Source organism: Streptomyces sp. HP-A2021 (genome assembly GCF_022807935.1).
GTDB lineage: Bacteria > Actinomycetota > Actinomycetes > Streptomycetales > Streptomycetaceae > Streptomyces > Streptomyces afghaniensis.
The window spans coordinates 4,113,610-4,132,139 of the sequence record NZ_CP094344.1 but is presented as its reverse complement, the minus strand read 5'-3'; the positions used below and the strand labels follow the sequence as shown (position 1 = coordinate 4,132,139).

Genomic DNA, 18,530 nt, shown 5'->3' with positions numbered 1-18,530 from the left:
GCCACAAGTCATGGGACTCGAAGAAAAGCTGCCGAGCGGCTTCCTGCTGACCACCGTCGAACAGGCCGCGGGCTGGGTGCGCAAGTCGTCCGTCTTCCCCGCCACGTTCGGCCTCGCCTGCTGCGCCATCGAGATGATGACCACCGGCGCCGGGCGCTACGACCTGGCGCGCTTCGGCATGGAGGTCTTCCGGGGCTCACCGCGCCAGGCGGACCTGATGATCGTCGCCGGCCGGGTGAGCCAGAAGATGGCGCCGGTGCTCAGGCAGGTCTACGACCAGATGCCGAACCCCAAGTGGGTGATCTCCATGGGGGTCTGCGCCTCCTCCGGCGGCATGTTCAACAACTACGCCATCGTCCAGGGCGTCGACCACATCGTGCCGGTCGACATCTACCTGCCCGGCTGCCCGCCCCGGCCGGAGATGCTGATGGACGCCATCCTCAAGCTCCACCAGAAGATCCAGACCTCCAAGCTCGGCGTGAACGCCGAGGAGGCGGCCCGCGAGGCGGAGGAGGCGGCGCTCAAGGCCCTGCCCACGATCGAGATGAAGGGGCTGCTGCGGTGAGCGACGCGAACGGCACCAACGGCGCGAACGGGTCGAACGGGGTCAACCCCGAGAAGGACCTCAGCGCGTCGAACCTCCCGGGCCGGCGAGGCCAGGGCGGCGAGGAGATCCGAGTTCAGCGCGGCATGTTCGGCGCGAACAACGGCGGCGACACCTCCGGCTACGGCGGCCTGGTCCGCTCGGTCCGGCTCCCGGGACCGGCGACCCGCCCCTACGGCGGATGGTTCGACGAGGTCGCCGACGAACTGGAAGGCGCCCTGGAGGAGCAGGGACTCCTCCCCGGGAACGCCATCGAGAAGACGGTCGTCGACCGCGACGAGCTGACCTTCCACATCGAGCGCGAGCACCTGCTCCGCGTCGCGCGCACCCTGCGCGACGACCCCGCCCTGCGCTTCGAGCTGTGCACCGGCGTCAGCGGCGTCCACTACCCGAACGACAAGGGCCGCGAGCTGCACGCCGTCTACCACCTGCGCTCGATCACCCACAACCGGCTGATCCGCCTGGAGGTCAGCTGCCCCGACAGCGACCCGCACATCCCGTCGCTGTTCTCGGTCTATCCGACGAACGACTGGCACGAGCGCGAGACGTACGACTTCTTCGGCATCGTCTTCGACGGCCACCCCGCCCTGACACGGATCATGATGCCGGACGACTGGCAGGGCTTTCCGCAGCGCAAGGACTATCCCCTCGGCGGCATCCCCGTCGAGTACAAGGGCGCCCAGATCCCGGCTCCGGACCAGCGGAGGTCGTACTCATGAGCACGTCGCACGCATCCGACGCCGCCGCCGCGGCCGCCGCGGCGCGCGAGACCACCGAGGGCACCGTCTACACGGTCACCGGCGGTGACTGGGACGAGGTCGTCCAGTCCGCGGCCCGCGCCGACGACGAGCGCATCGTCGTGAACATGGGCCCGCAGCACCCGTCCACGCACGGCGTGCTCCGTCTGATCCTGGAGATCGACGGCGAGACCGTCACCGAGGCCCGCTGCGGCATCGGATACCTGCACACCGGCATCGAGAAGAACCTCGAGTACCGGACGTGGACGCAGGGCACCACGTTCGTGACGCGCATGGACTACCTGACGTCGTTCTTCAACGAGACGGCGTACTGCCTCGGCGTCGAGAAGCTCCTCGGCATCGAGGACCAGATCCCGGACCGGGCCACGATCATCCGTGTGCTCCTGATGGAGCTGAACCGGCTCTCCTCGCACCTGGTGTGCATCGCCACCGGCGGCATGGAGCTCGGCGCCACCACGATCATGATCTACGGATTCCGTGATCGTGAACTCATTCTCGACATCTACGAGCTGATCACCGGCCTGCGGATGAACCACGCGTACATCCGCCCCGGCGGACTCGCCCAGGACCTGCCGCCCGGCGCGGTGGACCAGATCCGCGAGTTCGTGAAGAAGATGAAGAAGAACCTCCCGGAGTACGACAAGCTCGCCACCGGGAACCCCATCTTCAAGGCCCGCATGCAGGACGTCGGCTACCTCGACCTGGCCGGCTGCATGGCCCTCGGCGCGACCGGCCCGATCCTGCGCTCCACCGGCCTGCCGCACGACCTGCGCAAGACGCAGCCCTACTGCGGCTACGAGACGTACGACTTCGACATCCCGACCGCCGACACCTGCGACGCCTACGGCCGCTTCCTCATCCGCCTGGAGGAGATGCGCCAGTCGCTCAGGATCGTCGAGCAGTGCCTGGACCGGCTCCAGCCCGGCCCGGTCATGGTCGCCGACAAGAAGATCGCCTGGCCGGCCCAGCTCGCCCTGGGGCCCGACGGCCTCGGCAACTCCCTCGACCACATCAAGAAGATCATGGGCACCTCCATGGAGGCCCTGATCCACCACTTCAAGCTGGTCACCGAGGGCTTCCGCGTCCCACCGGGACAGACGTACGCGGCGGTCGAGTCGCCCAAGGGCGAACTCGGGGTGCACGTCGTCTCCGACGGCGGCACTCGCCCCTACCGGGTCCACTTCCGAGACCCGTCCTTCACCAACCTTCAGGCCATGGCGGCGATGTGCGAGGGCGGCCAGGTCGCCGACGTCATCGTCGCCGTCGCGTCCATCGACCCCGTGATGGGAGGCGTCGACCGGTGACCACCTCTTCTTCCGAGCGGGGCGTCAGCCTGGGCATGCCCGAACTGCCCGCACCCGCCTACCCGGACGACGTCCGGGCCCGTCTGGAGACCGACGCGCGCGAGATCATCGCCCGCTACCCGGACTCCCGGTCCGCCCTCCTGCCGCTGCTGCACCTCGTGCAGTCCGAGGAAGGCCACGTCACGCGCACGGGCATGCGGTTCTGCGCGGACATGCTCGGCCTCACCACGGCGGAGGTCACCGCGGTCGCCACCTTCTACACCATGTACCGGCGCAAGCCGAGCGGTGACTACCAGGTCGGGGTGTGCACCAACACCCTGTGCGCCGTGATGGGCGGGGACGCGATCTTCGAGGAGCTCCAGGAGCACCTGGGCGTCGGCAACGGCGAGACCACCGGCGACGGCAAGGTCACCCTGGAGCACATCGAGTGCAACGCCGCCTGCGACTTCGCGCCGGTCGTGATGGTCAACTGGGAGTTCTTCGACAACCAGACCCCGGCGAGCGCCAAAAGCCTCGTCGACGACCTGCGCGCGGGCCGGCCGGTCACCCCCACGCGAGGGGCACGGATGTGCACCTTCAAGGAGACCGCCCGGGTCCTGGCCGGTTTCCCCGACGAGCGGGACGGGGCCGTCGAGTCCGGGGGAAGCGCGGGACCCGCCTCCCTGGTCGGCCTGAAGCTCGCCAAGGGCGAGTCCGCTCCCGCGCGTGTGGTGCATCCGCGCGGCGAGGCGCCCCGGGACGAGCCGCCGCACGAGCCGTCACCGACGGAACACCTCAGCTCGCACGACGCGCCGCAGGACACGTCGGCCTCCGACCCGGCCCACCCGGCCGGGCCCGTCGCCGAGGAGGGGGAGTGATGACCTTGGCACCCGAGCTGAAAGACATGAGCCCCGAGAAGCTGCTCGCACCGGTGCTGTCGGCCTTCTGGGACGAGGACAAGTCCTGGACGCTGGACGTCTACCGGAGGCACGAGGGGTACGACGGACTCCGCAAGGCGCTCGCCATGTCGCCGGACGACGTGATCGCGTACGTCAAGGAGTCCGGTCTGCGCGGGCGCGGCGGCGCGGGCTTCCCCACGGGGATGAAGTGGCAGTTCATTCCCCAGGGGGATGGAAAGCCGCACTATCTGGTTGTCAACGCCGACGAGTCGGAGCCCGGGACGTGCAAGGACATCCCGCTCCTCTTCGCGAACCCGCACAGCCTCATCGAGGGCATGATCATCGCGTGCTACGCCATCAGGTCGTCGCACGCCTTCATCTATCTGCGTGGTGAAGTCGTCCCGGTGCTGCGGCGGTTGCACTCGGCCGTACGCGAGGCCTACGAGGCGGGCTTCCTCGGCGAGAACATCCTGGGCAGCGGACTCGACCTCGACATCACCGTGCACGCGGGCGCGGGCGCGTACATCTGCGGTGAGGAGACCGCACTGCTCGACTCGCTCGAAGGCCGCCGGGGTCAACCGCGGCTTCGTCCCCCCTTCCCTGCCGTCGCGGGCCTCTACGCGTGCCCGACTGTGGTGAACAACGTCGAATCGATCGCGTCGGTTCCCGCGATCATGCAGCGGGGCAAGGAATGGTTCCGGTCGATGGGGAGCGAGAAGTCGCCCGGCTTCACGCTCTACTCCCTGTCCGGCCACGTCGCCAGCCCCGGCCAGTACGAGGCGCCGCTCGGGATCACCCTCCGCCAGCTCCTCGACATGAGCGGCGGGATGCGCCCCGGGCACCGCCTCAAGTTCTGGACGCCGGGCGGCTCCTCGACCCCGATGTTCACCGACGAGCACCTCGACGTCCCTCTTGATTACGAAGGAGTGGGCGCCGCGGGTTCCATGCTCGGCACAAAAGCTCTCCAGTGCTTCGACGAGACGACCTGCGTGGTGCGGGCCGTGACGCGCTGGACCGAGTTCTACGCCCACGAGTCCTGCGGCAAGTGCACGCCCTGCCGCGAAGGGACCTACTGGCTCGTGCAGTTGCTGCGCGACATCGAGGCCGGCAAGGGACGGATGTCCGACCTCGACAAGCTGAACGACATCGCCGACAACATCAACGGCAAGTCCTTCTGCGCCCTCGGCGACGGTGCCGCCTCGCCGATCTTCTCCTCGCTCAAGTACTTCCGCGAGGAGTACGAGCAGCACATCACGGGCCGGGGCTGCCCCTTCGACCCGGCCAAGTCGACGGCCTGGGCCGACCGCACGGAGGTGAACGCATGACCGTGACCACCAACGCTCCCTCAGGCGGGGGAGAGGCGGCGGTCCCGCCGGAGGACCTCGTGACGCTGACGATCGACGGCATCGAGATCAGCGTGCCCAAGGGCACCCTGGTCATCCGGGCCGCCGAACAACTCGGCATCGAGATCCCCCGGTTCTGCGACCACCCCCTCCTCGACCCGGCCGGCGCCTGCCGCCAGTGCATCGTCGACGTCGAGGGCCAGCGCAAGCCCATGGCGTCCTGCACCATCACCTGCACCGACGGGATGGTGGTCAAGACCCACCTCACCTCGCCGGTCGCGGAGAAGGCCCAGAAGGGTGTGATGGAGCTCCTGCTCATCAACCACCCCCTGGACTGCCCGGTCTGCGACAAGGGCGGCGAGTGCCCGCTGCAGAACCAGGCCATGTCGCACGGTGACGCCGAGTCCCGCTTCGAGGGCCGCAAGCGGACCTACGAGAAGCCCGTCCCGATCTCCACGCAGGTGCTGCTCGACCGTGAGCGGTGCGTGCTGTGCGCCCGCTGCACCCGGTTCTCCAACCAGGTCGCGGGCGACCCGATGATCGAGTTGATCGAGCGGGGCGCGCTCCAGCAGGTCGGCACCGGCGAGGGCGACCCGTTCGAGTCGTACTTCTCCGGCAACACCATCCAGATCTGCCCGGTCGGCGCGCTGACCTCGGCGGCGTACCGATTCCGCTCCCGCCCCTTCGACCTCGTCTCCTCCCCGTCGGTGTGCGAGCACTGCTCCGGCGGCTGCGCCACGCGCACCGACCACCGGCGCGGCAAGGTCATGCGGCGGCTCGCCGCCAACGACCCCGAGGTCAACGAGGAGTGGATCTGCGACAAGGGGCGGTTCGGGTTCCGGTACGCGCAGCAGCGGGACCGGCTGGAGACGCCTTTGGTGCGCAACGCCGAGGGCGAGCTGGAACCGGCCTCCTGGCCCGAGGCGCTCCAGATCGCGGCCCAGGGGCTGCTGGCCTCCCGGGGCCGCACCGGTGTCCTGACCGGCGGACGGCTCACCATCGAGGACGCCTACGCGTACAGCAAGTTCGCGCGCGTGGCGCTCGACACCAACGACATCGACTTCCGCGCGCGCGTGCACAGCAGCGAGGAGGCCGACTTCCTCGCCGCCCAGGTCGCCGGGCGCGGCCGGGACCTCGACGGCACGGGCGTCACGTACACCGCGCTGGAGAAGGCACCGGCCGTCCTGCTGGTCGGTTTCGAGGCGGAGGAGGAGGCGCCCGGCGTCTTCCTGCGGCTGCGCAAGGCCTGGCGCAAGCACGGGCAGAAGGTCTTCTCCCTGGCCACACACGTCACGCGCGGTCTGGAGAAGGCCGGCGGGACGCTGCTGCCGGCCGCCCCCGGCACCGAGACCGAGTGGCTGGACGCGCTCGCGAGCAACGTCGGCCTGGAGGGCGACGGCGCCGCGGCCGCCGAGGCGCTGCGCGCCGAGGGGTCCGTGATCGTCGTCGGTGAGCGGCTGGCCGCGGTGGCCGGCGGTCTCACCGCCGCCGTGCGCATCTCCTCCGCCACCGGTGCCCGGCTGGCGTGGATCCCGCGCCGGGCCGGGGAACGCGGTGCCATCGAGGCGGGCGCGCTGCCGTCGCTGCTGCCGGGCGGGCGTCCGGCCACCGACCCACGCGCGCGTGACGAAGTCGCCACCGTCTGGGGCGTGGCGGGCCTCCCGCACCGCTACGGCCGTGACACCGGCCAGATCGTGGAGGCCGCCGCGACCGGCGAACTCCAGGCCCTGCTGGTGGCGGGCGTCGAGATCGCCGACCTGCCCGACCCGGCACGCGCGCGTGCGGCACTCGACGAGGTCGGCTTCCTGGTCTCGCTCGAACTGCGGCCCGGCGAGATCAGCCGCAAGGCCGATGTCGTCCTGCCCGTCGCCGCGGTCGCCGAGAAGGCCGGCACCTTCCTCAACTGGGAAGGCCGGGTCCGCTTCTTCGAGGCCGCGCTCAAGCCCGACCACATGACGCGCCGCCTCGCGCCCACCGACGCGCGCGTGCTGCAGATGGTGGCCGACGCCATGGACGTCCACCTCGGACTGCCCGATCTGCGCACCGTACGGGCGGAGATCGACCGGCTCGGCGCCTGGGACGGCCCGCGGGCCACCGAACCCCTGGAGACGGCGGGCGCCCTGCCCCGTCCGGCCGCCGGCGAGGCAGTGCTCGCCGGACACCGGCTGCTGCTCGACCAGGGCGTCCTCCAGCAGGGCGACGAGGCGCTCGCCGGCACCCGGCACGCCGCCCGCGCGCGTGTGTCGGCCGCGACGGCGGCCGAGGCGGGCGTCAAGGACGGCGACCTCCTCGCGGTGACCGGTCCCCAGGGAGTCGTCGAACTCCCGCTCCAGATCAGTGAGATGCCCGACCGCGTGGTGTGGCTCCCGCTGAACTCCACCGGTGGCGGCGTCGCCTCCGACACCGGGGCGCGGCCCGGCTCCCTCGTCCGCATCGGCCCGGCGACCCTCGCCGGCGAGGCCCCCAAGGAGGTGGAGGCATGAGCCCGTCGTACCTCGCTGCTGAAGACCTCTCGATGTTCGGCACCGACCCCTGGTGGCTGGTGGTCATCAAGGCGGTGTTCTGCTTCGCCTTCCTGATGGTGACCGTGCTGATCTCCATCGTCATGGAGCGCAAGGTCGTCGCCTGGATGCAGCTGCGCATCGGCCCCAACCGGCACGGGCCCTGGGGCATGCTCCAGTCGCTCGCCGACGGCATCAAGCTGATGCTCAAGGAAGACGTCATCGTCAAGCGCGCGGACAAGGCGGTGTACGTCCTCGCGCCGATCGTCGCGGCCATCCCGGCCTTCATGGCGATCGCGGTGATCCCCTTCGGCCCGGCCGGCAACGAGATCTCGATCTTCGGCCAGCGCACCACGATGCAGCTCACCGACCTGCCGATCGCGATGCTCTACATCCTCGCGGTCGCCTCCGTCGGCATCTACGGCATCGTGCTGGCGGGCTGGAGCTCCGGATCGACGTATCCGCTGCTGGGCGGTCTGCGGTCCTGCGCGCAGATGATCTCGTACGAGATCGCGATGGGCGCCGCCTTCGCCTCCGTGTTCCTCTACTCGGGGTCGATGTCGACGTCGACGATCGTCGAGCAGCAGACCGACCGGTGGTACGTCCTGCTGCTGCCGCTCTCCTTCGTCATCTACATCGTGACGATGGTCGGCGAGACCAACCGCGCCCCGTTCGACATGCCGGAGTCCGAGGGTGACCTGGTCGGCGGCTTCAACACCGAGTACTCGTCGATCAAGTTCGCGATGTTCATGCTCGCCGAGTACGTCAACATGGTGACCGTCTCGGCCGTCGCCACGACGCTGTTCCTCGGCGGCTGGCGGGCCCCCTGGCCGATCAGCACCTTCTGGGAGGGCGCGAACCACGGCTGGTGGCCGATGCTCTGGTTCACGGTCAAGGTCCAGTTGCTGCTGTTCATGTTCATCTGGATCCGCGGCACGCTCCCACGCGTCCGCTACGACCAGCTGATGAAGCTCGGCTGGAAGGTCCTCATCCCGGTCTCGCTGGTGTGGCTGATGCTCGTCGCGACCGTGCGTGCCTTCAGGAACGAGGGCTACGACTTCGCCGACATCGCCCTCTACGTCGGCGGCGGCGTGCTGGCTCTGCTGGTGCTCTCCTTCGTCGTCGACATGTTCCGCGAGAAGGCGAAGGAGGCCGAGCAGCCGGCCGAGACCCCGGCCGCCTTCGACCCGATGGCGGGCGGATTCCCCGTACCGCCACTGCCGGGACAGGAGCTGCCACCGGTCCCGCGACGCCGCTCGCGCCGCGAGCGGGAGCTGATTGTCAGTGGTGGGCCCGATACTCAGAGTGACGAATCTCTGGGCGGAACTACGGATGGAAAGGAGGCGTCCGATGGCTGAGGAACCGAAGGACACCAAGCCCGGTTTCCAGAACCCGGTGGCCGGCTTCGGCGTGACCTTCAAGGCCATGTTCAAGAAGCGGCTGACCGAGCAGTATCCGGAGCAGCAGAAGACCACGGCTCCGCGCTTCCACGGACGGCACCAGCTCAACCGCCATCCCGACGGCCTGGAGAAGTGCGTCGGCTGCGAACTGTGCGCATGGGCCTGCCCCGCCGACGCGATCTACGTGGAGGGCGCGGACAACACCGAAGAGGAGCGCTACTCGCCGGGCGAGCGGTACGGCCGCGTCTACCAGATCAACTACGCCCGCTGCATCCTGTGCGGCCTGTGCATCGAGGCGTGCCCCACACGCGCGCTGACGATGACGAACGAGTTCGAGCTCGCCGACTCCAGCCGGGCCAACCTCATCTACACCAAGGAGCAGCTGCTCGCCGGTCTGGACGAGGGCATGGTCGACACGCCCCACGCCATCTACCCGGGCACGGACGAACAGGACTACTACCGGGGCCTGGTGACGGAAGCCGCACCCGGCACCGAGCGGCAGGTCGCCCACTCCAAGGGCGAGGTCGTCCAGGAGGGCGACTCGACCTTCGGCGGGACGGAACCGGCGTCGGAGGAGGTGATCGGCCGATGACCACCCAGCTCGCCGCCTACTCCACCTCCACCGGAGAGGCCGTCCAGTTCTGGATCCTCGGCACCGTCGCGGTGATCGGCGCCCTGTGCACCATCCTCATGAAGAGAGCCGTGCACAGCGCGCTCTGCCTCGCCGGGACCATGATCATCCTGGCGGTGTTCTACCTCGCCAACGGCGCCTACTTCCTGGGCGTCGTCCAGATCGTCGTCTACACCGGCGCGATCATGATGCTGTTCCTGTTCGTGGTGATGCTCGTCGGCGTCACCGCGGCGGACTCCCTGAAGGAGACCATCAAGGGCCAGCGCTGGCTGGCCGCGCTGTGCGGCCTCGGCTTCGGCGTCCTGCTGATCGCCGGCATCGGCAACGCCTCCCTCAGCGAGTTCAACGGCATCGGCCAGGCGAACGCCGGCGGCAACGTGGAGGGCATCGCCACCCTCCTCTTCACCCGGTACGTGTTCGCGTTCGAGATCACCGGAGCCCTGCTCATCACGGCCGCCGTCGGCGCGATGGTGCTCACGCACCGCGAGCGCACCGAGCGCGCCAAGACGCAGCGCGAACTCTCCGAGGAGCGGGTGCGCGAAGGCAGGCAGCTGCCGCCCCTGCCGGCCCCTGGTGTGTACGCCCGGCACAACGCGGTCGACATCGCGGGCCTGCTGCCCGACGGCACACCGTCCGACCTCACCGTCAGCAAGACGCTGCGGGAGCGGGGCCAGATCCGGGACGTGTCGCAGGAGGCGCTCAACGACCTGCGGGCCCTGGAGCAGCGTGCCGAGGAGCGCCTGGAGCGGAAGGCCATCGAGCCGACCACGTTCAAGCGGCCCGAGGAGGCGTCGAAGTGAACCCGGTCAACTATCTGTATCTCGCGGCCCTGTTGTTCACGATCGGTGCCACCGGCGTGCTGATCAGGCGCAACGCGATCGTCGTCTTCATGTGCATCGAGCTCATGCTCAACGCCTGCAACCTCGCGTTCGTCGCCTTCTCCCGGATGCACGGCAACCTCGACGGCCAGATCATCGCCTTCTTCACGATGGTCGTCGCCGCCGCGGAGGTCGTGGTCGGGCTCGCGATCATCGTGTCCCTGTTCCGCGCCCGCCACTCGGCCTCGGTCGACGACGCCAGCCTGATGAAGCTGTAAGGGGTCGGAAGAATCGTGGAGAACCTCATTGCGCTGCTGGTGGCGGCGCCTCTGCTCGGAGCGGCGGTCCTGCTGTGCGGCGGACGCCGGCTGGACGCCGTGGGCCACTGGATCGGCACGCTGCTCGCGGCCGCCTCCTTCGTGCTCGGCCTGGTGCTGTTCAGCGACATGCTGGCCCAGGACCCCGAACACCGCGTCATGAGCCAGCACCTGTTCAGCTGGATCCCTGTCGAGGGCTTCCAGGCGGACGTCGCCTTCCAGCTAGACCAGCTGTCCATGACGTTCGTCCTGCTCATCACGGGCGTCGGATCGCTGATCCACCTCTACTCCGTCGGGTACATGGAGCACGACGAGCGGCGCCGCCGCTTCTTCGGCTACCTGAACCTCTTCCTCGCGGCGATGCTGCTGCTCGTCCTCGCCGACAACTACCTGCTGCTGTACGTCGGCTGGGAGGGTGTCGGTCTCGCCTCCTACCTGCTGATCGGCTTCTGGCAGCACAAGCCCAGCGCTGCCACGGCCGCGAAGAAGGCCTTCCTGGTCAACCGCGTCGGCGACATGGGCCTGTCCATCGCGATCATGCTGATGTTCCTGTGGTTCGGCACTTTCGCCTTCGGGCCGGTGCTCGGCGACCACGCGGAGGCCGGGCTCGCCGGTGCCGCCGGTGAGGACAAGCTGACCGCGATCGCGCTGATGCTGCTGCTCGCCGCCTGCGGCAAGTCCGCCCAGGTGCCGCTGCAGTCCTGGCTCGGGGACGCGATGGAGGGCCCGACCCCGGTCTCGGCCCTCATCCACGCCGCGACCATGGTGACGGCGGGCGTGTACCTGATCGTCCGCTCCGCAGCCGTCTTCAACGGCGCCCCGGACGCGCAGCTGGTCGTCACCATCGTCGGTGCGGTCACGCTCCTCTTCGGTGCGATCGTCGGTTGCGCGAAGGACGACATCAAGAAGGCCCTGGCCGGCTCGACCATGTCGCAGATCGGCTACATGATCCTCGCCGCGGGCCTCGGCCCCATCGGCTACGTCTTCGCGATCATGCACCTGGTGACGCACGGCTTCTTCAAGGCCGGGCTGTTCCTCGGCGCCGGTTCGGTCATGCACGGCATGAACGACGAGGTGGACATGAGGAGGTACGGCGGCCTGCGGAAGTACATGCCGGTCACCTTCGTCACCTTCGGCCTCGGTTATCTGGCCATCATCGGCTTCCCGGGCCTGTCCGGCTTCTTCTCCAAGGACAAGATCATCGAGGCGGCGTTCGCCAAGGGCGGCACCGAGGGCTGGATCCTCGGCGCCTGCGCCCTGCTCGGCGCGGCCATCACCGCGTACTACATGACGCGCGTGATGCTGATGACGTTCTTCGGCGAGGAGCGCTGGCGCAACGCCCCGACGCCGTCGCCGGCCGAACCGGACGTGGAGCCCGCCGCCGAGACCCGCGGCGAGTACACCCCGCCCCACCCGCACGAGTCGCCCAAGGTCATGACGATCCCCATGATCGTGCTGGCCGTCGGGTCGGTGGCCGGCGGTGCGTTCTTCAGCATCGGCGACCGCTTCCTGCACTGGCTGGAGCCGATCACCGGGCACAGTCACGGCAACCCGCCGATCAGCGCGGGTGTGGTCACCGGCGCGACCGTAGCGTGCATGATCATCGGTGTCGCCCTGGCGTGGGCGCAGTACGGCCGCCGCCCGGTCCCGGCCGTCGCCCCGCGCGGCTCGCTCCTCACCCGCGCCGCCCGGCGCGACCTGCTCCAGGACGACTTCAACCACGTCGTCCTGGTCCGCGGCGGCGAGCACCTCACGCGGTCCCTGGTCTATGTCGACCACACCCTGGTCGACGGCGTCGTCAACGGCACGGCGGCCTCGGTCGGCGGCCTCTCCGGGCGGATGCGCAGGCTGCAGAACGGCTTCGCCCGCTCCTACGCGGTCTCGATGTTCGGCGGCGCGGCGGTCATCGTCGCCGCGACCCTGCTGATGAGGGCGGTCTGATACCGATGTCCTTTCCTCTGCTGACAGCGACAGCGGTCCTCCCGGCCGTCGGGGCGATCGCCACGGCCGCCGTACCGGCCGCGCGGCGCACCGCCGCCAAGTGGCTGGCGCTGCTCTTCTCGCTCGCCACGCTCGTCCTGGCGATCACCGTCCTGGTGCGTTTCGACCCGGGCGGCGAGCGCTACCAGCTCACCGAGTCCCACGCCTGGATCGCGGACTTCGGTGTCCGCTACGAACTGGGCGTGGACGGCATCGCGGTGGCGCTGATCGCGCTGACCGCCCTGCTGATCCCGTTCATCATCCTCGCGGGCTGGCACGACGCCGACCCGCTGGAGACAGGAAGCACCCGGTGGCGGCCCACGCAGGGCTTCTTCGCCCTGATCCTCGCCGTCGAGGCGATGGTGATCCTCTCCTTCGAGGCCACCGACGTCTTCCTCTTCTACATCTTCTTCGAAGCCATGCTGATCCCGATGTACTTCCTCATCGGCGGCTTCGGGGACCGAGCCCACGAGCACGGCGAGAAGACGGCGGCGACGCAACGGTCGTACGCGGCGGTGAAGTTCCTCCTCTACAACCTGGTCGGCGGTCTGATCATGCTGGCCGCGGTGATCGGCCTGTACGTGGTCGCCGGGAACTTCTCCCTTCAGGAGATCGCCGCCGCCCGCGCCAACGGCTCGCTGGACATGGCGACCAACACCGAACGCTGGCTGTTCCTGGGCTTCTTCTTCGCCTTCGCGGTGAAGGCGCCGCTGTGGCCGCTGCACACCTGGCTGCCCAACGCGATGCAGGAGTCCACCGCCCCGGTCGCCGTGCTGATCACGGCGGTCGTCGACAAGGTCGGCACCTTCGCGATGCTCCGCTTCTGCCTCCAGCTGTTCCCGGAGGCCAGCAAGTGGGCGACGCCCGCGATCCTCGTCCTGGCCCTGATCAGCATCATCTACGGGGCGCTGCTCGCGGTCGGCCAGCGGGACATCAAGCGGCTGATCGCCTACGCGTCGATCTCCCACTTCGGCTTCATCATCATGGGCATCTTCGCGATGACCAGCCAGGGCCAGTCCGGCGCGACGCTCTACATGGTCAACCACGGCATCTCGACCGCCGCGCTGATGCTGGTGGCGGGCTTCCTGATCTCCCGACGCGGCTCGCGGCTCATCGCCGACTACGGCGGAGTGCAGAAGGTGGCCCCGGTGCTGGCCGGCACGTTCCTGATCGGCAGCCTCGCGACCCTCTCCCTGCCGGGACTGGCGCCGTTCGTGAGCGAGTTCCTGGTTCTGGTCGGCACGTTCACGCGTTACCCGGTGATCGGCATCATCGCCACCTTCGGCATCGTCCTCGCCGCCCTCTACACCCTCGTCCTCTACCAGCGGACGATGACCGGGCCGGTGAAACCCGAGGTCAGCGCGATGCCGGACCTCAGGGTGCGGGAACTCGTGGTCGTCGCCCCGCTGGTCGCACTGCTGATCTTCCTGGGCGTCTACCCGAAGCCCGTCACGGACATCGTCAACCCTGCGGTGAAACAGACCATGTCCGATGTACAGAAGAAGGACCCCCAGCCCGAGGTGGAGGCGGCCAAGTGAGCGCAACAGCCGTCCACAGCCTGTGGACAACCGCGGCCGAACCGATCACCAAGATCGACGCGCCGAAGTTCGAGTACGGACAGTTGGCGCCCACCCTGATCGTCGTCGGAGCGGCGATCGTCGGGATCCTCGTCGAGGCGTTCGTACCGCGCAAATCGCGTTATTACGTCCAGATGTTCGTGTCCGTCGTCGCGCTCGCTGCCGCCTTCGCCGCGGTCGTCGCCCTCGCGGCCGACGGCTACGGCACGACCAAGGCGCGCATCGCGGCGATGGGCGCGATCGCCGTCGACGGACCGGCCCTCTTCCTGCAGGGCACGATCCTGCTGGCGGCCCTGGTAGGCCTGTTCACCTTCGCCGAGCGGCGGCTCGACCCGGTGGTGCACGGCAACCGGGTCGACTCCTTCGCCGCGCAGGCCGCGTCCGTGCCGGGCAGCGAGAGCGAGAAGGCGGCGGTCAAGGCCGGGTTCACCACCACCGAGGTGTTCCCGCTGCTGCTGTTCGCCGTCGCCGGCATGCTGATCTTCCCGGCGGCCAACGACCTGCTGACGCTCTTCGTGGCGCTGGAGGTCCTCTCGCTCCCGCTGTACCTGCTGTGCGCGCTGGCCCGCCGCAAGCGGCTCATGTCGCAGGAGGCGGCGGTCAAGTACTTCCTGCTCGGCGCGTTCGCCTCCGCGTTCACCCTGTTCGGCATCGCCCTGCTGTACGGCTACGCGGGCTCGATGTCGTACGCGACGATCGCGCAGGTCGTCGAGGGTACGGTCGCCGACGTCAACCCGGCGCTCGCCGACACCATGGGCAACGACGCGCTGCTGCTGATCGGTGCGGCGCTGGTGGTGATGGGCCTGCTGTTCAAGGTGGGCGCGGTGCCGTTCCACATGTGGACGCCGGACGTGTACCAGGGCGCGCCGACGCCGGTGACCGGTTTCATGGCGGCGGCGACGAAGGTGGCGGCGTTCGGCGCGCTGCTGCGGTTGCTGTACGTCGTCCTGCCGGGCCTGCGCTGGGACTGGCGGCCGGTGATGTGGGCCGTGGCGATCGTCACCATGCTGGGCGGAGCCATCGTCGCGATCACACAGACCGACATCAAGCGGCTGCTGGCGTACTCGTCGATCGCGCACGCCGGGTTCATCCTCGCGGGTGTCATCGCGACCACGCCGGACGGTGTGTCGTCCGTCCTCTTCTACCTGGCCGCGTACTCGTTCGTGACGATCGGTGCCTTCGCGGTCGTCACGCTCGTACGCGACGCGGGCGGTGAGGCGACGCACCTGTCGAAGTGGGCGGGGCTCGGCCGGCGTTCGCCGCTGGTGGCGGCCGTGTTCGCGGTGTTCCTGCTGGCCTTCGCAGGCATTCCGCTGACCTCCGGCTTCGCCGGGAAGTTCGCCGTGTTCAAGGCGGCGGCGGAGGGCGGGGCCGCCCCGCTCGTCGTGATCGGTGTGATCTCGTCGGCGATCGCGGCGTTCTTCTACATCCGCGTCATCGTGCTGATGTTCTTCAGCGAGCCGCGGCCGGAGGGCCCGACGGTGGCGGTGCCGTCGCCGCTGACGATGACGGCGATCGGGGTCGGCGTGGCGGTCACGCTGGTGCTCGGTGTGGCGCCGCAGTACTTCCTGGATCTGGCGGGGCAGGCGGGGGTGTTCGTGCGCTGACGCTCCGCTCGGTGCGAGACAGCGGCCCGGTTCCCCTCGGGGGTGCCGGGCCGCTGTCCTGTGCGTCGTGGCGGTTACTCGCCGCTCTTGCGGCGGGGTTTGATGCCGGTGAGATCCAGATCCACGGGGAACGGGGCGCTGACCTTCGAGCTGGAGCCCACCACCGGTGCGTACACCAGCACCGGGATCTTCCGTGAGCGGATATCACATCCGGCTCGGGGCGGTTCTGGCGGTCGATATCGATGGTGAATTCGCGAATGACCTCGAATTCCTAGGGGGCCAGAGACTGGAGCTGCCATTCGAAGAAACTCACAGCGCGCGAGCGGAATAGGGTCTGCGGACTCACGAAGACCAGGCTTCCGTCGATCAATTCCGTGTGCGGCGGCAGATTCGGGAGGCGGTCCAGGTCGTCGGCGGTCCAGCCGCCTTCCGGCGGGGTCGGCCAGGTGGGCGTGGACGCCTTCGGTGCGACGCTCATCAGTGCTCCCATGGGACGGAGGCTCGCCGGGTCTTTCAGGCTATCGGGCGGAAACGGACGGGGTCTCCCGCGAACGTGTGAACGACGATCGTGTCCTTGACGCAGGCGTTCGGGGCGGCCTGTGGATAACTCCGGGGCTGTCGGTGCGGGCGCCTATGGTGGACGCAGTGGTCGAGGCGCGACGCACGGGGGACGGAACGATGGGCGCTACGGGCGGGACGGGTGTGATGACGGAACTGGACGCGGTGACCGGGAACGGGAGCGGTGCGGGCGGCGGCCTCGCCGGGCCCCTCGGCGCCGACGCGAGCGAGGCGCTGGCCGCCCTGCACCGGGTCTTCGGCTATGGGGCCTTCCGTGGTGAGCAGGAAGCCGTCATCGAGCACGTCGTGGCGGGCGGCGACGCTGTCGTGCTCATGCCTACCGGCGGCGGCAAGTCGTTGTGCTACCAGATCCCGTCCCTGGTCAGGCCGGGTACGGGTGTGGTCGTCTCCCCGCTCATCGCCCTCATGCAGGACCAGGTGGACGCGCTGCGGGCGCTCGGCGTGCGGGCCGGGTTCATGAACTCCACGCAGGACTTCGACGAGCGGCGGATGGTCGAGGCCGAGTTCCTCGCCGGCGAGCTGGACCTGCTGTACCTGGCGCCGGAGCGGCTGCGGCTGGAGAACACGCTCGACCTGCTCTCACGCGGGAAGATCTCCGTCTTCGCGATCGACGAGGCGCACTGCGTGTCCCAGTGGGGCCACGACTTCCGGCCGGACTACCTCGCGCTGTCACTGCTCGGGGAGCGCTGGCCGGACGTACCGCGGATCGCGCTCACGGCGACGGCCACGCGTGCGACGCACCAGGAGATCACCGAGCGGCTGAACATGCCGGCGGCCCGGCACTTCGTGGCGAGCTTCGACCGGCCCAACATCCAGTACCGGATCGTGCCGAAGGCGGACCCGAAGAAGCAGCTGCTGAGCTTCCTGCGTGAGGAGCACGCGGGCGACGCGGGCATCGTCTACTGCCTTTCGCGCAACTCGGTCGAGAAGACCGCGGAGTTCCTCAGCCGCAACGGCATCGCGGCGGTGCCGTACCACGCGGGCCTGGACGCGGGCACGCGCGCGGCCCACCAGTCCCGCTTCCTGCGGGAGGACGGCCTGGTCGTGGTGGCGACCATCGCCTTCGGGATGGGCATCGACAAGCCGGACGTCCGCTTCGTCGCCCACCTCGACCTGCCCAAGTCGGTCGAGGGCTACTACCAGGAGACGGGCCGGGCGGGGCGTGACGGGCTGCCGTCGACGGCCTGGATGGCGTACGGGCTGAACGACGTCATACAGCAGCGCAAGCTGATCCAGTCGGGCGAGGGCGACGAGGCGTTCCGGCGGCGGGCCCAGGCCCACCTGGACTCGATGCTGGCGCTGTGCGAGACGGCCCAGTGCCGCCGGGGCCAGCTCCTCGCCTACTTCGGCCAGGACCCGGACCAGCCTGCCTGCGGCAACTGCGACACCTGCCTGACCCCGCCGGAGACCTGGGACGGCACGATCGCGGCGCAGAAGGTGCTGTCGACGGTGGTGCGGCTCCAGCGGGAGCGCGGGCAGAAGTTCGGCGCGGTGCAGATCGTCGACATCCTGCTGGGCAAGCGGACCGGCAAGGTCATCCAGTTCGACCACGACCAGCTGTCGGTGTTCGGCATCGGCGACGATCTCACCGAGGGCGAATGGCGGGGCGTCATCCGGCAGTTGCTGGCCCAGGGGCTGCTCGCGGTGGAGGGCGAGTACGGCACGCTGGTGCTGACCGAGGCGAGCGGGGCGGTGCTGCGGCGGGAGCGTGAGGTGCCGCTGCGCAAGGAGCCGAAGAAGCCGGTGACCTCCCGCTCGGGGTCCTCGTCGTCCTCGGGCTCGGGGAGGGGCGAGCGCAAGGGCAAGACGGCCGCCGCCGAGCTGCCCGAGGAACTGCTGCTGGCCTTCGAGGCACTGCGCGCCTGGCGGGCCGAGCAGGCTCGCGAACAGGGCGTCCCGGCGTACGTCATCTTCCACGACGCCACGCTGCGGGAGATCGCCACGGTGTGGCCGAACTCGGTGGCCGAGCTCGGCGGGATCAGCGGAGTGGGGGAGAAGAAGCTCGCGACGTACGGGGAGGGCGTGCTGGAGGTGCTCGCCTCGCTGGGCGGGCCGGCAGGCTCTGCTCCTGCGGGCGGCTCGCCCTCGGCTCAGCCGTCCGGCCAGGCTCCGGCCCACGCCGCCGCCGGTCAGGACGCGGGGGAGCCGGACCACTGGCCGGAGACGGACGCGGAGCCGGAGCCCGACGACTGGATATAGGGCCGGGCTCCGGCCGAGTTCACAGGGAGTGGGG

14 protein-coding genes and 1 pseudogene are annotated in these 18,530 nt (G+C 69.4%); 14 read left to right on the top strand and 1 reads right to left on the bottom strand.

Annotated elements, in window-relative coordinates; translation table 11 throughout:
- Window positions 1-10: 10 nt before the first annotated feature.
- The 13 genes from MQE23_RS18645 to nuoN are packed head-to-tail and all read left to right on the top strand — an operon-like array spanning window position 11 to window position 15,718.
- Window positions 11-565, top strand: coding sequence for an NADH-quinone oxidoreductase subunit B (locus tag MQE23_RS18645; protein ID WP_010041554.1), 555 nt, complete (start codon window positions 11-13; stop codon window positions 563-565).
- On the top strand, window positions 562-1,323 hold the full coding sequence (locus MQE23_RS18640; RefSeq protein ID WP_020273590.1) for an NADH-quinone oxidoreductase subunit C: 762 nt from the start codon (window positions 562-564) through the stop codon (window positions 1,321-1,323). Before MQE23_RS18645 ends, MQE23_RS18640 begins: the two co-directional genes overlap by 4 nt.
- Complete coding sequence (locus MQE23_RS18635) at window positions 1,320-2,666, top strand: NADH-quinone oxidoreductase subunit D (RefSeq protein WP_020273589.1); 1,347 nt, start codon at window positions 1,320-1,322, stop codon at window positions 2,664-2,666. The genes MQE23_RS18640 and MQE23_RS18635 overlap by 4 nt, the downstream gene beginning before the upstream one ends.
- Complete coding sequence (gene nuoE, locus MQE23_RS18630; protein ID WP_020273588.1) at window positions 2,663-3,523, top strand: NADH-quinone oxidoreductase subunit NuoE; 861 nt, start codon at window positions 2,663-2,665, stop codon at window positions 3,521-3,523. The genes MQE23_RS18635 and nuoE overlap by 4 nt, the downstream gene beginning before the upstream one ends.
- The gene (gene nuoF / locus MQE23_RS18625; RefSeq protein ID WP_243379640.1) at window positions 3,520-4,869 is read left to right on the top strand and encodes an NADH-quinone oxidoreductase subunit NuoF; all 1,350 of its coding nucleotides are present in this window, start codon (window positions 3,520-3,522) and stop codon (window positions 4,867-4,869) included. The genes nuoE and nuoF overlap by 4 nt, the downstream gene beginning before the upstream one ends.
- Window positions 4,866-7,370, top strand: a complete 2,505-nt coding sequence (locus MQE23_RS18620; RefSeq protein WP_020273586.1) for an NADH-quinone oxidoreductase subunit G — start codon at window positions 4,866-4,868, stop codon at window positions 7,368-7,370. Before nuoF ends, MQE23_RS18620 begins: the two co-directional genes overlap by 4 nt.
- Window positions 7,367-8,746 (top strand): NADH-quinone oxidoreductase subunit NuoH, encoded by a 1,380-nt coding sequence (gene nuoH / locus MQE23_RS18615; protein WP_037670103.1) that lies wholly within the window; start codon window positions 7,367-7,369, stop codon window positions 8,744-8,746. The genes MQE23_RS18620 and nuoH overlap by 4 nt, the downstream gene beginning before the upstream one ends.
- Entirely contained in the window at window positions 8,739-9,380 is a 642-nt protein-coding gene (nuoI, locus tag MQE23_RS18610; RefSeq protein ID WP_020273469.1) for an NADH-quinone oxidoreductase subunit NuoI, read from the top strand. The genes nuoH and nuoI overlap by 8 nt, the downstream gene beginning before the upstream one ends.
- The gene (locus MQE23_RS18605; RefSeq protein WP_020273468.1) at window positions 9,377-10,219 is read left to right on the top strand and encodes an NADH-quinone oxidoreductase subunit J; all 843 of its coding nucleotides are present in this window, start codon (window positions 9,377-9,379) and stop codon (window positions 10,217-10,219) included. Before nuoI ends, MQE23_RS18605 begins: the two co-directional genes overlap by 4 nt.
- Window positions 10,216-10,515, top strand: a complete 300-nt coding sequence (gene nuoK / locus MQE23_RS18600; RefSeq protein WP_003992252.1) for an NADH-quinone oxidoreductase subunit NuoK — start codon at window positions 10,216-10,218, stop codon at window positions 10,513-10,515. The genes MQE23_RS18605 and nuoK overlap by 4 nt, the downstream gene beginning before the upstream one ends.
- A 15-nt stretch (window positions 10,516-10,530) precedes the next feature.
- A complete protein-coding gene (nuoL, locus tag MQE23_RS18595) occupies window positions 10,531-12,495 on the top strand; it encodes an NADH-quinone oxidoreductase subunit L (protein WP_020273467.1) in 1,965 nt (654 codons plus the stop codon).
- Between the two features lie 5 nt (window positions 12,496-12,500).
- Window positions 12,501-14,072, top strand: a complete 1,572-nt coding sequence (locus MQE23_RS18590; protein WP_020273466.1) for an NADH-quinone oxidoreductase subunit M — start codon at window positions 12,501-12,503, stop codon at window positions 14,070-14,072.
- Window positions 14,069-15,718 carry an NADH-quinone oxidoreductase subunit NuoN gene (gene nuoN, locus MQE23_RS18585; protein WP_243379639.1) on the top strand — a complete coding sequence of 550 codons (1,650 nt, stop codon included), beginning with the start codon at window positions 14,069-14,071 and terminating at the stop codon, window positions 15,716-15,718. Before MQE23_RS18590 ends, nuoN begins: the two co-directional genes overlap by 4 nt.
- Window positions 15,719-15,920: 202 nt before the next feature.
- On the opposite strand, the pseudogene MQE23_RS18580 reads toward nuoN, so the two are convergent.
- Window positions 15,921-16,196 (bottom strand): annotated as a pseudogene (locus MQE23_RS18580) (Uma2 family endonuclease); the annotation flags it as partial.
- A gap of 200 nt (window positions 16,197-16,396) precedes the next feature.
- Here MQE23_RS18580 and recQ point away from each other — a divergent pair.
- The gene (gene recQ / locus MQE23_RS18575; RefSeq protein WP_243379638.1) at window positions 16,397-18,496 is read left to right on the top strand and encodes a DNA helicase RecQ; all 2,100 of its coding nucleotides are present in this window, start codon (window positions 16,397-16,399) and stop codon (window positions 18,494-18,496) included.
- Window positions 18,497-18,530 lie beyond the last annotated feature (34 nt).

Excerpts from the sequence above, each read along its gene's own strand:
- MQE23_RS18645 (WP_010041554.1), top strand. The coding sequence starts at position 11 with ATGGGACTCGAAGAAAAGCTGCCGAGCGGCTTCCTGCTGACCACCGTC.
- MQE23_RS18635 (WP_020273589.1), top strand. The coding sequence starts at position 1,320 with ATGAGCACGTCGCACGCATCCGACGCCGCCGCCGCGGCCGCCGCGGCG.
- MQE23_RS18620 (WP_020273586.1), top strand. The coding sequence starts at position 4,866 with ATGACCGTGACCACCAACGCTCCCTCAGGCGGGGGAGAGGCGGCGGTC.
- nuoH (WP_037670103.1), top strand. The coding sequence starts at position 7,367 with ATGAGCCCGTCGTACCTCGCTGCTGAAGACCTCTCGATGTTCGGCACC.
- nuoI (WP_020273469.1), top strand. The coding sequence starts at position 8,739 with ATGGCTGAGGAACCGAAGGACACCAAGCCCGGTTTCCAGAACCCGGTG.
- MQE23_RS18605 (WP_020273468.1), top strand. The coding sequence starts at position 9,377 with ATGACCACCCAGCTCGCCGCCTACTCCACCTCCACCGGAGAGGCCGTC.
- MQE23_RS18590 (WP_020273466.1), top strand. The coding sequence starts at position 12,501 with ATGTCCTTTCCTCTGCTGACAGCGACAGCGGTCCTCCCGGCCGTCGGG.
- recQ (WP_243379638.1), top strand. The coding sequence starts at position 16,397 with ATGGGCGCTACGGGCGGGACGGGTGTGATGACGGAACTGGACGCGGTG.